At 40.4% G+C, this 14,765-nt stretch carries 11 protein-coding genes; all 11 read right to left on the bottom strand.

The annotated features are described in order from the left end of the window. Window positions 1-232: 232 nt before the first annotated feature. The 11 genes from WAA20_RS03380 to WAA20_RS03330 all read right to left on the bottom strand — a co-directional run bounded on the left by WAA20_RS03380 (window position 233) and on the right by WAA20_RS03330 (window position 14,622). Window positions 233-679, bottom strand: a complete 447-nt coding sequence (locus tag WAA20_RS03380) for a hypothetical protein (protein WP_073387119.1) — start codon at window positions 677-679, stop codon at window positions 233-235. A gap of 81 nt (window positions 680-760) precedes the next feature. Beyond that, complete coding sequence (locus WAA20_RS03375) at window positions 761-1,192, bottom strand: hypothetical protein (protein WP_073387120.1); 432 nt, start codon at window positions 1,190-1,192, stop codon at window positions 761-763. A 261-nt stretch (window positions 1,193-1,453) separates the two neighbouring features. Continuing rightward, the gene (locus WAA20_RS03370) at window positions 1,454-2,782 is read right to left on the bottom strand and encodes a sugar ABC transporter permease (protein WP_242951166.1); all 1,329 of its coding nucleotides are present in this window, start codon (window positions 2,780-2,782) and stop codon (window positions 1,454-1,456) included. Continuing rightward, entirely contained in the window at window positions 2,782-4,143 is a 1,362-nt protein-coding gene (locus WAA20_RS03365) for a carbohydrate ABC transporter permease (RefSeq protein ID WP_073387122.1), read from the bottom strand. Before WAA20_RS03365 ends, WAA20_RS03370 begins: the two co-directional genes overlap by 1 nt. 16 nt (window positions 4,144-4,159) lie before the next feature. After that, on the bottom strand, window positions 4,160-5,428 hold the full coding sequence (locus tag WAA20_RS03360; protein ID WP_073387123.1) for an extracellular solute-binding protein: 1,269 nt from the start codon (window positions 5,426-5,428) through the stop codon (window positions 4,160-4,162). Window positions 5,429-5,697: 269 nt separating this feature from the next. Continuing rightward, window positions 5,698-8,073, bottom strand: a complete 2,376-nt coding sequence (locus tag WAA20_RS03355; RefSeq protein ID WP_073387125.1) for a glycoside hydrolase family 31 protein — start codon at window positions 8,071-8,073, stop codon at window positions 5,698-5,700. 57 nt (window positions 8,074-8,130) lie between these two features. Further along, the gene (locus WAA20_RS03350) at window positions 8,131-9,144 is read right to left on the bottom strand and encodes a LacI family DNA-binding transcriptional regulator (protein ID WP_073387126.1); all 1,014 of its coding nucleotides are present in this window, start codon (window positions 9,142-9,144) and stop codon (window positions 8,131-8,133) included. Window positions 9,145-9,284: 140 nt separating this feature from the next. Next, window positions 9,285-11,129: a glycoside hydrolase family 3 N-terminal domain-containing protein gene (locus WAA20_RS03345; RefSeq protein WP_073387128.1), complete on the bottom strand. Its 1,845-nt coding sequence runs from the start codon at window positions 11,127-11,129 to the stop codon at window positions 9,285-9,287. A 399-nt stretch (window positions 11,130-11,528) separates the two neighbouring features. Further along, window positions 11,529-11,825 carry a hypothetical protein gene (locus WAA20_RS03340; RefSeq protein ID WP_139263712.1) on the bottom strand — a complete coding sequence of 99 codons (297 nt, stop codon included), beginning with the start codon at window positions 11,823-11,825 and terminating at the stop codon, window positions 11,529-11,531. Window positions 11,826-11,996: 171 nt separating this feature from the next. After that, window positions 11,997-13,130 (bottom strand): galactitol-1-phosphate 5-dehydrogenase, encoded by a 1,134-nt coding sequence (locus tag WAA20_RS03335; RefSeq protein ID WP_073387129.1) that lies wholly within the window; start codon window positions 13,128-13,130, stop codon window positions 11,997-11,999. A 241-nt stretch (window positions 13,131-13,371) separates the two neighbouring features. Then, complete coding sequence (locus WAA20_RS03330) at window positions 13,372-14,622, bottom strand: flagellin (RefSeq protein ID WP_073387131.1); 1,251 nt, start codon at window positions 14,620-14,622, stop codon at window positions 13,372-13,374. Window positions 14,623-14,765: the final 143 nt, after the last annotated feature.

The raw sequence follows: 14,765 nt of genomic DNA, 5'->3' as shown, positions 1-14,765 counted from the left end.
CTATTATATTCTTAAACTATCATTGACATATTTCATATACAACATCATTTCTTATGATATACACCACATTTTTTGCGTTCAAGCTTGTTCTACTTATATTCGGACTTCAGTTTAAAGCATGGATCAATGTCTGGTGGCTTGGAGCTGTGGTTGTTACAAAGGTGGCAGAGTGATATCTGCCATAAAAAAAGGAGTCTTGAAGCTTTTGCTCCAAGGCTCTTTTTACAAGGACTCAACCGATTGAAAGTCCACCAAATATAATCTTAAGGAACCAATCTATACAATAAATAATAAATGGTACTGCGGCTATAGATAACAAAAATAAAATCACACCGCCGACAAACCACGCAATTGCAATTGCTTTCCCAGCTTTTCGTGTTGAGTTATTGATGCCCCCTGCTTGTACTGCCTTATTTGAATAAACAAGCGCCAGTACTGTTCCTACGATAGGTACAAATATCGAAACTATTGCCCATATAAGAGTCCAGTTGCTATATTTTTCAGCAAGCTCATCATTGGTCTGATAAGCTGCGTAAGTTCCCTGATTCTGTTGGGCCTGCTGAGATGACCAGTAATACTGATCTGTACTAGCCTGCTGATTCTGCTTTTTTTCCATAGCATCTATCTCTTCTTTGGAGTAGCCTGCTGCTACAAGTTTTTGAATTTCTTGTAATTCCATACCATATTCCCCTTTAAAATCTATGATTTATATTATGCCATTTAAAACTGTTTTTGTATGATCAGCCATTTATAGCTGATATCAAAAGAGATAATCTAAAAAATACACAAACAAGAAAGCCGGACCAAGGCACACCACCACAGGAATAAGTATAAGCTCTATAACAGCTATCTTATGTCCTAATTTTCTTTTACTGTTATCTTCTCCGCCTACTTTTTTTGCTTTTGAAGAATATATCAGTGCCACAATTGATCCAAAAAACGTTGCTGGCCAGATTCCAAGTAAAGCCCAGATATAGGTTCTTTTACTGTATTTTTCAGCCAGCTCGAGATTTTTCTGTTTCCATAAATAATCTCTTACCTGATAATCTTCGCTTCCTTCCTGAGGCTGTTTAGATGACATATCCTGCCAAAAAGTCTCGTCCTGCTGCTTTTTCTGCTCCTTGTCTAAAGCATCTATTTCTTCTTTGGTGTAGCCTGCAGCTACGAGTTTTTGAATTTCCTGTAATTCCATACCACTTTCCTCCAAAAGTTCAAACTTAAAAACTTAAAAAAATTTTATCTTCCCCCAAAAGACAAAGCATGGCAGAAATTATAACATATTGTTAAAATATTTTATACTCTTATGTACTTGGCCATATATTATTCACTTTTTTACCATTAAAAAGAGTCCTGAAGCTCCATGCTCCAAGACTCCCTTTATAATAGGTCCTTTATATAACATATTAGTAATGCTTATATTCCTCGACTTTTTCAGACATTCTCAAAGAAACTACTAACCCTTTACAGATCCCGACAGTCCTTCTACATAAAACCTTTGCAATACTATAAAAAGTATCACTATCGGTATAGACACCATAAGTGCGCCTGCTGCAAACTGAGTGTAGTAGCTGTCTATTCTCTGAAAATCTGTAAGCCACTTAAGACCTACTGCTACTGTATAGGATTCCTGCTTGTCTCCAAGGACCATACTTGGGAAAATATAGTCTGTCCAAGGCCCGAGGAATGAAGTCAGGATCGTATAGATGATGATGGGTTTTGAGAGAGGGATGGTGATCTTTATAAAAGTCTGCCACCGTGTCGCACCATCTATAGTTGCTGCTTCATCAAGAGACTTTGGAATTGTATCAAAAAATCCTTTGCAGATATAGTAGCCCATAGCTGATCCCGCAGCGCTTACTATTACCAGAGCCGCAAGTGTCTGGGAAAGGCCTATTCCCTTTAAGATGTTATAAACTGCGATCATAGACATAAATCCAGGAAACATGCCGATTATGAGCATGAACTTCATAAGGGTCTTGCGTCCTGCAAATCTTGTCCTGCTTAAGGTATAGGACGTTGCGAGTATTATCATGGTAGAAAGAAGGCATGTACATACCGCAACTATAAAGGTATTGACCCACCACTTTCTAAACGGGATGATACTGCCGGGACTAAGAAGCTTTATGAAGTTATCAAAGGTAAGATTCTTAGGGAAAAAATATCCTACATAATAACCGCCTTCACCTCTGAAAGCTGTAAGCACTATCCACAGTATAGGGAAGAGCCATATGATACTTAATATCACAAGAATTATATATCCTGTGTGAATTCTCATGCCCTTCATAACATTAGCCAGTGCCACATATGCGGCTATCAGACTTATCCAGTAGACGATTCCAAAATCCTGTACCAGAAACTTCCCATTCAAGATTCCAGCTGCGTCAAAGATAAGCTTGCTTGCAAATAGCTCAATACTTATAGCAACTGTATTAAGCGCAGAAATAATGAGCCAGGAAAAGCCAAGTTTTTTATCTGGTCTTATATTCGTGATGATAGCCATAAGTATCTGAGCACAAATAAATACCGCCCCCCAAAGGTAAAGTATGAATCCTGCGCCTCCGGATAAGCGTAGCTGTCCTACGATTTCCACATAGCTTCTACCACCTACGCTTTTACTTGTTACAGGCATAAAAAGACCCAGCATAGGAATTATAGATGCAATAAGAGCTATTCTTAGATTTCTAAGTCTTATACCTATCACGATTTTTTCTTTCCCTGTGATATCAGCTTTTTTCTCAAAATTCATCATATTCGTATCACCTGTAAGACTTGTCATATTCATCACTGGAATCCCTCCTCATCCTTAAGCGCCTTGGATCTTGAATAGGAAATCAGTGAAAAAACAACCGAGATAAAGAAAATGATGATACCTATTGCTGCTGCAAGGTTATAGTCCTTACTGTCTTTGGTCAGCTTATAAAGCCATGTAACAAGAAGGTCGGTCTTGCCCGCTCCCTTATAGTATGACAGGGTATTGGGCTCGCCCCCTGTAAGGAAGTAGATAACGCCAAAATTATTAAAGTTACTTATAAGGTTGGTTATAAGATATGGAGTTGTGATAAAGAGCATATACGGAAATGTGATCTTTACAAATACCGTTACAGGGCCTGCTCCATCTATAGCTGCGCTTTCATATAGCTCAGCCGGAATGTTCATAAGTATTCCGCTTACCATAAGCATTGTCACCGGAACTCCGACCCAAAGGTTTACGACTATTACAGTAACCTTGGCCCATAGACCATTAGTCAGAAAAGGCACAGCCTGCGTTGTAAATCCCCAGGTCTGGAGAAGAACGTTTACGATACCATTTTTGCCCAGCATTGTTGAAACAACGAGAAGAGATATGAAAGTGGGTATAGCCATTGCTGTTACAAAAATTGTTCTCCAGACTTTTTTGCCTTTAATTCCTTTTGAATTGATAAGCATCGCCAGAAATATTCCAAAAAAGTAGCATGAAAAGGTTGCTACAAAGCCCCATACAAGTGTCCAGCCAAGTATTGGCCAGAAGGTTTGGGACAAGGTATCTGATGATGATAATAGGAGTCTGAAATTCTCAAGACCGACCCAGGTAAAAAGATTACCAGGTGGCTGGTGCTCGGCATCATAATTGGTGAATGCCATAAGGATCATATAGATAAGCGGCATTACCGTAAACACTAATATTCCAAGCATCGGAAAAAAGAGAAAAAGCCTGTGAATATTACCGTTAAGAAGACTTCTAAGATCCTGACCAAATGAAGGAACCGGGTGTCCGCCTTCCTTTAGCTTTCTGACCATCTCACCTGAATAGACAGATGACATCCATACTCCAAAGAATATAGCCGTTATAACTATCGCTATTACTCCATATAAAAGAATGAGCATGGAATTATCACCCTGAGTTATCTCATAAATACCTATAGCTTCATTAAAGGTCATACCCTGTGTACTTGTTCCAAGACTTCCAAGCATTGCCATGTTATGAAGTCCGCTTGATATCATAAACCAAATGTATGATATCTCTAACAAAAGATATATAATCCCCTTTATAAGCTGGCCCCTGACAATATTTCCAAGGCCCCATATAAGGAATGACAGCTTTGTGATGCCGTCACCCCTTAAAAATATTGAAACCGGATTTGTTCTTTGCTCCCGTTTTGCCATGGGATGCCTCCTATAATTATTCTGTAAGACTTGATGTTACAGAGCTTGCTACTGTATCAAGATTTTCTTTGAGATTATCTTTATTGATCTCTTTATTAACGATGCCTGTTCCAAAGGCTTCCACAGGAGTCCAGTACTCGTTGATCTGAGAGATGGCAGGCTGTGGTATAGCATAGGCTGTCTGTGCAAGAAGAGCTGATGTAGCAACGTTCTCTCCTATCTCCTCATTGTCCTGAAGTGAAAGGCATGTTGGTGTTGTTGCATTTGCCTTATATCTGGCAAGCTGGTTTTCTTCATTGGCAAGCCACTCGGCAAGCTGCTGGGCTGCAAGAGGTTCACTGGTACTGGACTTAACTGAATAGCACTTATAATCTGCGAAGTTACTCATCTGAGCTTCTTTTCCATTAATGTTGAATGTAGGAAGTGCTACTGCACCAAGATCATCGCCAAGGACTTCGTAAAGTTCTGAATATGCCCATGTTCCGGAACAAAGAGCTGCAAGTGTACCCTCTTTCATACGGGCACCGGCAATTCCATCCTGATCTTCAAGGTACTTAGGATTATTTACAAGATCGATAAGATACTCACCTGCTGCAACTCCGTCTGCGTTATTCCATGTACAGTCCTTAGGATCTGTTCCATCTGCTCCATAAAGTGTGCATCCTGCGCCATAGAAGAAAGCTTCGATATACCATGAATTAGCGATAGTGCAGGAGAAGTTTGCAATGCCGTCACCGAGATCTTTGGCCATCATGGTATCAAGGCTTTTTACCTCCTCCTCTGTGTACATGGTCTTGTTGTAATACATAAACCATGAGTTGGGTGTTGAAGGAATTCCGTAAAGGATATCATCCTTTGAGCAGGCATCAAGAGCATTCTCACTGTACATAGTCTTGATATTGTCCTGATCATAAGTGATAGGATAAAGAAGACCGGCATCCACAAGCTGTGATACAGAGCCTGACGGCATGATAAAAACATCTGCTGCCGTATCTGCATCTGTCGTGAGTGCGTCACATGATTCATCAACATTAGTAATGGAAATATCCCATGTAATGTTGTATTCAGGATGTGCCAGCGCAAATTCATCACACATAGACTGTGTAAGCTCAAGATCCTCTTCAGGGCTCCATACCTTAAGACTTACATTCCTGATGTCCTGACCGGATGTCCCGGCATTACCACCTCCGGCATTTGTTCCTGCAGCCTTACCTGCGCAGCCAGTTACTACACTTGCGACAATCCCCATTGTCATTACAGCACTTAATAGTTTTTTGTAATTCATAATAATCTCTACGCTCCTTCTCTTTTTAGATAGATTCCAACGTTCATTTTCTTTGTTATGGTTAAGCGGTTAACTATATGCGATATTAATCTAATACCAACACTTTGTCAATAAATTACGGATTAATTAATCCTGTTAAAATACGATTTGTGGTTAACCGCTAAATCTAGTGGGATAAATTTTGTGAAAAATGTATAACTTTTAATCTAAAAATTACAAAAACGCGCATTTACTGCGCGTTTCGTAATCATATGGTCATATTAAAAGATTTAAAAAGCCGTTACAAATTCAGTTATAGCTCCATAAAGTTCCGGCATCACATCCATAGAATATACTTCTGCCAAGAACTGTACATCAGACTTTCTGTTAATGTATCTAAAATAAATATCCTGCTTAAGGTTATAGCTGATACATGCTGCCTGAAGAGTTTCAAAGAGCATATTTGTGATATCCATTTGACGAATGCTGCTATCTGTAAGATTTATGTCAATTTCAAAGCTGCTACATCCTTCTTTTCCTGCATCAATACTGATCTCAAGACACCTTGCCTTATCATCGTATGAGTAGGTATAGTCCTCCTTGTTAAGCCCTTTGGCAGCTACTTCTTCTGCATCATATACTCCGTTTAGTCTTATCTTATATCTGCGATCCTTTGGAATAACATCCATATCTCCCGATACAGATACACGTATAGAGCTTGATACGCCATCGCCCATGATATATTCAACTTTGGTAAATGCTTTCTTCTCAGGATCATCCGGAAGGTCTTCATAGATAGTGAATTCCCCGCTATCGCCATGATATATGTTAAGTACCATTTCATGCGGATTCTCCACGTGACAGTTCATATAATCACCAGCAGTTGGAATAATGCTTCCTGCCTTCACAAGTACAGGTATTGACTCAATATCCCTATACATCTTGATCTTTTTGCCGCCGCTATATACAAGGCCTGTAAAAAAGTCATAGTATGTTCCTTCAGGAAGCCAGGTCATGGTTTCAGATCGTCTGGTAACATGGCTGGACGGACTAGTTACAGGGCTAACTATGATATTTTCACCAAAATAGTATTCATTGGGAACATATCTGGCAGCATAATCCTCGTTCTTATAATACATAGGCATTATAAGAGGCATACCTTTTGTATGAGTAAGGTAATTCATGGTATACAGATATGGTATGAGCTCATTACGAAGCTGCAAAAAGCGCTTCATTGAAGGCTGCACGTATGCTGCATACTTCCATGGTTCCTTGCCAAGGAATATGTTAGATGTCGAATGAAGACGCATTATCGGAGAAAAAACTCCAAGCTGAATCCACCTAAGTGTTCTCTCATCGTCATGGTCGCCGTTCATATGTCCGCCGATGTCGTGACTCCACCAGGTATATCCTGCATTAGTCGCAGTTGCAGTAAAGTAGGGCTGGAACTTAAGCGATGCCCAGGTTGCCACAGTATCACCGGAAAAGCCTATAGGATATCTATGGCTTCCTATTCCGGCAAATCTTGAAAAGGTCAAAGGATGACTGTTCCTTGCAGCATTATCAAGGTAGTGAAGGTGATTGAGCATCTTAAGAGTATTAATTCCCTTTACGCTGGAGCCATTTTTTTGCTGCCAGTCGATCCACCAGAAATCAACACCTTCGTCCTCAAGTGGGTGATGAAGATCTTCAAAATAGCATTCCATAAACTTCTTGTCACCAGCATCAAACGGAATCTTCTCTTTAGTCTTTGGGTCTTTTCCCATATCAAGAGCCATCTTCTCATAGGCATCTTCAAAAGCCCTGACTCCATCAGCAGGGTGGACATTAAGAGTTGTATGCATTTTCCTTCTGTGAAGATCCGCAAGAAATCTCTTCGGATCAGGGAACAGGTCCTTATTCCAGGTATAGCCGGTCCAGCCGGAACCGTACTCTTTGGGGACATCCGTGATATGCCAGTCCATATCTATCACGGCAACAGATATCGGTATATTTTCCTGCTCAAACCTGTCCATAAGCTCCAGATAGCTCTTTTCTGAGTACTTGAAATATCTGCTCCACCAGTTGCCAAGTGCGTACCTGGGAAGCATAGGAACTTCTCCGCTTAGATGGAAAAAATCTCTGAGGCAGGAAAGAAAGTCATGACCATAGCCAAAGAAATAAAGGTCTGTAAGGCCCTCTTTTCTCGGAGCCATGAAGCCATCATCAAGAAGTATCTCAGACTTTGAATCATCAATAACACTAAAGCCCTCGAAAGACATAAGTCCATCCTCGATAGGAATAGCGCCGTCTGCTTCGTCCAACGTCCTTGCCGTTCCACCTATGTTCGATACTTTATCGCCGTATGACCATCTTGAACCATGAAGAGTATAATCGCCGCACAGGTGCACGCTAAGACCTTCGCTGGAAAAAGGCCTTTTATCATAGTATAGATGCAGGTCGTCCGTTACTATCTCAAGACTGTTTTCAGCCTCTTTTACGGAAAAAACAGGCCTGTCAAAATTTCTGTTTATGGCAAGCCAGGTGGCATCATCAGTAAACTTACCATCTTCCGAATACTCCATCCTTATCATTCTGGAGGTAAGGATGGTAAATCTGTATTTATCGCCTTTTACAATGCATGACTTATCTGCTCTAGCCATACTTGTATCATATTTATAATTCATAAAATATATAACTCCTTAGGTATGTTTCAATAGATATTGATGCCCTTACGAGTTCTTTTAGTTAGGTCTTATGGTCCTTACAGATTCTCCTTCTGATATCTCAACATCTACGATCTCGTTAACCGCTATTTTCTTTTTATCTTTGATCATTTTGAAGAGATACTCACCTGCAAGCAAAGCTTTCCTGCTCAGATTCTGGGATACGCTTGTAAGGTGGGGAGTTGTATATCTGCATTCAGGAAGGCCGTCAAAACCTATGACAGAAATATCATCAGGCACGACAAGGCCGCTAAGATGCAGGCCCTCCATAATTCCAAAAGCAAGGACATCAGACATGGATACTACTGCTGTGATCTTTTTGGATGCAAAGGCTATTTTCTTGCCAAGTTCTATTCCATCTTCGTAGTTGGTGGGAGCTTCGAATATAAGATCTTTGTCTAAATGAAGATCTTTCTCTGCAAGGGCATCGTTTATACCCTTAATGCGATTACCTATAACGCCCGGACTATCGATCCCGGGACCTGCATATCCGATATGCTTATGCCCCTTACTAAGAAGATATCTTGCTGCAAGATATCCGCCCTTATAGTCGTCAATTCCTATATTTGCGATCTTTGATTCAGCATAAGTATCTATAAAGACAACAGGAACTCTTATACTTCCGATGATCTCCTTAACTTCTCTCTTGTCCGCTCCAAGTATTATCATGCCGTCAACGTTCCAGGTGTTGAACAAGGGAATAACTTCACCGCATCCGCCTGTGCAGCGTATCATCATATAGTATCCCTGCTGCCTTATATAGTTTTCTAAAAGCGCCAGTATTCTAGTATAATACGGGCTTCTGGAAAAATCCTCATCCATTCCTACATAAGGAAGGACCACACCTATGATCCTGCTCTTCTTACTTGCAAGAGACCTTGCTGTTGCATTGGGGACGTAGTTATGCTCTTTGATTATCTTGTTAACCTTATCTATGGTTTCTTTGGAAACCTTGTTGTGGTTGCCGTTTATAACATTAGATACAGTAACAGAGCTGACCCCTGCAAGCTTGGCAATGTCTTTAAGATTCATAGTGTGCTCCTTGAATTTCGGGTTTAGATTTGGGTTTTGGTTTACCGCTTAACTAGAGTTAGGATAGCATTACTAAGAGGGAATCGTCAAGACAAAAAAATAGTGCCAGGCATGTAGAGTTGGCACTATTTCGAAAACACTTATTTTATTGTTACCGGCAATGTCCCTGTCATAGGACTTCCACCAAAGATCGCATATATAGCTGCCGGAATGCCGGGACCATACTTGGTCTGTCCGGGAAGTCCTGTTGGAATCTGATCCATACCCCTTGTGTTATAGCAGGCAACAATTCCATCGGCATCTGTAAAAAGAGCTGTGTCGTAAGGAAGCTGTGAGCTAAGGAGTATGAACTTGCCGCCATTTGTATGGGTCTTAGCTATCATATATAGGATCGTATCTGCACCTGTTACCGTTGCAGAAGATGTAGCTGTTATCGCTATTACAACGTCTGCGCCATTGATAGAAGCTTCAAGGGCCTCTATTGATTTATCCTTGGTACATATACTTGTTACATTTCCCGCATTAACAGCTATACCATCTTCATTAAGCTTTTTTACCGCATAATCAATAGAATTCTTTTGATCTTCTGATGGATATAGAACTACAACTTTTTTATCTCCAGTTACAGGGAAAGCATTGTCGTTCTTAACTGATGTAATCGCCTGCAATGTAATGGTCCATTCTATATCGTGATGGGCTTTAGAACCTACTGTTGCTACCGCAAGTTCTTTAGACGGAGTAATACGGGATGCTTTTTTCATAACGTTCAGAGAATCATCATTCATAAGGCCGTACTTTGCTTTAGTGCTAAGTATGCGGTATACAGAAGCATTTACATTATCTATAGATATTAGCCCCGAATCTATCTGAGCTACAATACCATTTATATAATTATCCATAGCTTTGATATCTGCAGTTGAAGACATATCAACGGGAATAAGAAGCATATCGGCACCTGCATTTATTGCAAGTCTTGCAGCATCCATAGAATCAAAGTGCTTGGATATTGCATCCATCTCCATGGCATCTGTGATTATAATACCTTCAAACCCCATATCATTTCGAAGAATTCCTGTAAGGATCGTCTTTGAAAGGGTTGCAGGAAGGTATACCTGCTCGCCTGTTGAAATAGAGGTATAAGTTCCTTTTTCTATATTAGGGTACTGAATATGAGCAGTCATGATGAAGTCAGCTGTTTTTGCTGCACTTGCAAAAGGAACAAGCTCTGTCTGTTTGATCTGCTCATAAGTTTTTTCTATAAGAGGAAGGCCTGTGTGGCTGTCGGTATCTGTATCGCCGTGGCCGGGGAAGTGCTTGAGAGCTGCCATTACAGCGTTATTGTGAAGACCGTCAACAAATCTTGTGCCGTACGTAGCTACAACATTCGGATCATCAGAAAAAGAGCGAACGCCTATAATAGGATTGGCAGGATCGTTATTAACATCCATTACAGGGGCGAAGTTAACGTTAATGCCTTGAACCGCAAGTTCATTGCCAATGACATCTGCTGCCATATATGCATAATCAGGATTGCCTGTAGCTGCAAGAGCCATATTGCCGGGCATTGATGTTCCTGTTCCAAGGCGTGTAACCTGTCCGCCCTCCTGGTCTATTGCTATGAACAAGGAACTGCAGGAGGCGCCCTGGCTATTAGCTTTTTGCATGGAATTTACAAGATCTACAGTCTGACCTGCTTCTTTGGTGTTCTGACCAAAGAGGATCACGCCGCCAAAGCTGTATTTTTTAAGAACTGCCTTTTGCTCAGAATTAAGGGTCGTGGCATCTTTCCAGCCGCTTCCATTATCCCAGCCTCTGAATGCAGGGATTATCATCTGGGCGACTTTCTGCTGCGTTGTCATTGAATCGATGATGGACTGAATAGTGCCGGATGCGTTTGCGATGGTTACATTAGAATTCATATTGAAGACTCCCGTGAACATGATAAGTGTTAGAACAAGTGAAAAAAGCTTTTTCCTGTTATTCAAGTGACACCTCCATAAGTTTTACTTCAGCCTATAAGTACCTTCTTACCTTCAATTCAGAAATCCTATTATCGATCATAACTGTTCTCCTTATAACTTCCATTATAGAACAAAAAAATTGCCAAATGGCAATTTGCATCATTATTATATTTCCATTTGGTAATTTGTGAAGTTTATAAATATCCAGTTCTTTTTTCTTCCAACAAGCATAGCGCCTTCAATTTTACTTAATCGTGATTTTAATATAACTTTAAGTAGATTCCAATGCCACTTTCATTATCTTGAAAAAGTTTAGAAAAGGCAAAATTGTAGAAAAAAATCAAAGTAGTAGAATAGATTCAGTAATACATTCATATCTGTTGAATTAATAAGAGCCGGATAATCACTATCCGGCTCAAATACTCAATTCGAAGATACTTTATCTTTATTAAGTTCAGCATAAATCTGCTCAGAATCATAGTTAGGAGCATATTTCAAAGCGATATCGTAAATTTTCTTTATTTCATCTTCCTTCTCTTCCAATTCTTCTGCAATTATAGCAATAGTCTTACCCTTTTCCATCTTACGACAAATCATCTGAATAAGTTTTAATTCTGACCCTTCTGCTTTTCCTTGATCATAAATCCTAAACTCAGGTAAATCCAGTACTTTTCCACCCATAACATCACCCACTTTCTTCTGAACATTATCCTGTTTCATGGTGATCTTGTATGCAACACTATATGTCAATTTAATGATAGCACTGAGAGAAAGTGCTGACAATTTTCCAGCAATAATGTAAAGTTTAGAATGTTCTCAAAACTATTACATACGTTATTATATACATGTTCCGTTCTAGATTGTTTTATTAAATTATTACTTACTAACCCCCTATGATTCCACCATCACTTTCACATATTCCTCAGACTTGTTTCGCATGATATCAAGACCCAAATTCATGTCTTTAAGGCTAAAACGATGAGTTATAAGATCATGTGGAAGCATAATAGATTTACCTTCAGCCCTTAACTTAGACCAAACAACCAGACGATCAAGCGCGTATCTCCAGTCGTCTCCTTTGCCATCAATTCCATAGAACGAGGAATTCCAGGTTCCTCTAAGAGTCAGCTGATTACGCAGGATCTTCCAATATATATTCCGTGGCAGGCTCATGTCAGAAGCTGGATTTCCAACCAACATGATCTGTCCAAACGGTGCAACACAGCTAACTGCCTGCTCATAATTCTCTGAGCGCCCAATGCACTCAAAGTAAACGTCAACTCCCTGGCCACCGGTTCTCTTTTGAAGTTCCGCCACAGTATCAGCTTCTCTAATATCAATAATCTGCCCCGGCTCATAACCCATATTCAGCAGGTTCTTACGTTGTATATCTTTATTGCCTATGCAAAAGACGTTTTTATACCCCGCATCTTTTAAGAATAAAGCCACAAGTAGCCCTATTGTTCCCAGTCCGCAAACAGCTATACTCTGATACTTAATACCTCCACTACTGCCAATTGCGGCATCTCTATCACATTCCGTCTTTGCATCTGTCCGGATCAGGTTCATAAGTCGCAGTGCATGAACTGCAACGCACATAGGCTCCAACATTGCAGCATCGTCATTTTCTACTTCATCAGGAATAGGTAAAAGATTCCAGACCGGGGCCTTCACATACTCGGCATAACCACCATCACTGCGAGATCCCAGATAATCATAGTTCTCACACATCTCATAATTATGTGCAAGACACTGTGGACATTTCTTGCAGGGAATAAGAGGAAAGATACCAACTCTTTTGCCTACAAGATCCGGCCTACTATCGCAGCGCTCCACAACTCCGGCCATCTCATGTCCCGGTACCAAAGGCATGTTGTGAGCACCAGTCTTGAACACCCTTGGTATATCAGAGCCGCAGATTCCGCAGGCACTGACCTTCACCAGCGCTTCGTCTTCCTTTATGTCAGGCATCTTTATATCTGAGTATTGCAAATTACCAATTTCGTATAAAACCTGAGCTTTCATATTCCCTCCAATATGAAAAAACTGCAGCGTAAGTTTCTTTCTGGCTGGATTGCAAGAAACATAATCTATTAAAAAATATCTTTTAGGGGTACTGATGGACTTTTATTCGGATATATATTATCAAATATATAATAATAATTGCATTTTTTCTCTATTATTTCAACCAAACAGATCATCCACCTCAGATATAGCATATTCTGAATTGTGGAAGATTGTGGAAGTAACTATTTATAATCACGTATTATTGAAGCAAATTCAACACTCCCTGCTTTGACTGGTTAGCCTGCGCAAGGACCGTCTGTCCGGCCTGAGCTATTATCTTGGTATTGGCATAATACTGCATCTCTGACGCCATATCCGTATCACGGATTCTGGATTCAGAAGCTGTAGTATTCTCAACAACATTATCAAGATTCTTGATTATATGTTCAAGGCGGTTTTGTACCGCACCAAGCTTTGCACGCTCCATAGAATTGGTATTGATGGCATTTTTTACTTTCTCAATTCCATCCATACCACCTGCGCCGTCGTTTCCTCTTACGTTAATATCTGCAACGCCCAAAGTTGACGCGCTTACTGCATTAATTTCAAAACTAAAGGTATGCCCCTTTTCAGATCCAACCTGAAGAGTTATTGGAAGTGGGCCTGAGAAATGTATATCAAAAACAGTCTGACTGGCACCTTTGGTATACCTTACACTTGCGCCATCAGCAACATCTGAGTTCGCTTCAAGATTGACTCTGGAAAGATTCCAGGCTATCTCATTAAGAAGTTCATCTTCACTTGTTACAAGCTTTGCTTTATCAGAAGTAGAGCCGTCTCTTTCTACAGGTTCAGTTCCTCCGGATGTCTCATAATCACTCCACTGCTGATCATAATCGGCTACATCCTGATTGCTGGCATATTTCAAATACATTGCAGAAGCAGATCCATGTGCAGGAATATATACAACATCGCCTCTTTGCAGATTATTGATCGTATATTTTGCGTCTTCATTCTCAGTTGCCTGCGTAACCTGGCCAGTTCCTCCATTAACTGTAGCAGTAGCAGCTACTGCTGTTGCCTTAGTCTGCGGAAGGCCATCAAGCAGCATTATATTATTGAAGCTTGTTGAAACTCCAACTCTGTCTATTTCTTTAGTTATCTGAGAGATTTCGTCCTGAATGTAGCCTCTATCGTCAGACTTAAGAGTACCATTAGCCGCCTTTACGCACAGTTCATTCATTCTGTGGAGCATTTCATTGACTTCATGAAGTGCGCCCTCAGCAGTCTGCACCATCGATATTCCATCCTGAGCATTATCGGAAGCTTGCGACAGACCTCTTATCTGACGTCGCATTTTTTCAGACATAGAAAGACCGGCAGCATCATCTGCTGCCCTGTTGATCCGATATCCTGAAGATAACTTCTCTGCAGATTTACTTAAATTGATCTCGACAATGCCATCCATTCGGTTGGCATTTATAGCCGATAAATTATGCTGTATAACCATAGCCATCTCCCTTCATCCTTGATAAGGAGACTCAAGGCTGTGTACACAAAAGTACGTCCATGTTCTTCTTAGCATGCACAAGCCCAAACGTATAACTTCAATATGTATATCGTACAAAATATATTAAAAACTTAGGTATAAAG

This window comes from Butyrivibrio fibrisolvens, assembly GCF_037113525.1.
In the GTDB taxonomy this organism is placed as follows: domain Bacteria; phylum Bacillota; class Clostridia; order Lachnospirales; family Lachnospiraceae; genus Butyrivibrio; species Butyrivibrio fibrisolvens.
Note: the sequence above shows the minus strand (reverse complement) of the source record. Positions and strands in the feature narration are given on the sequence as shown.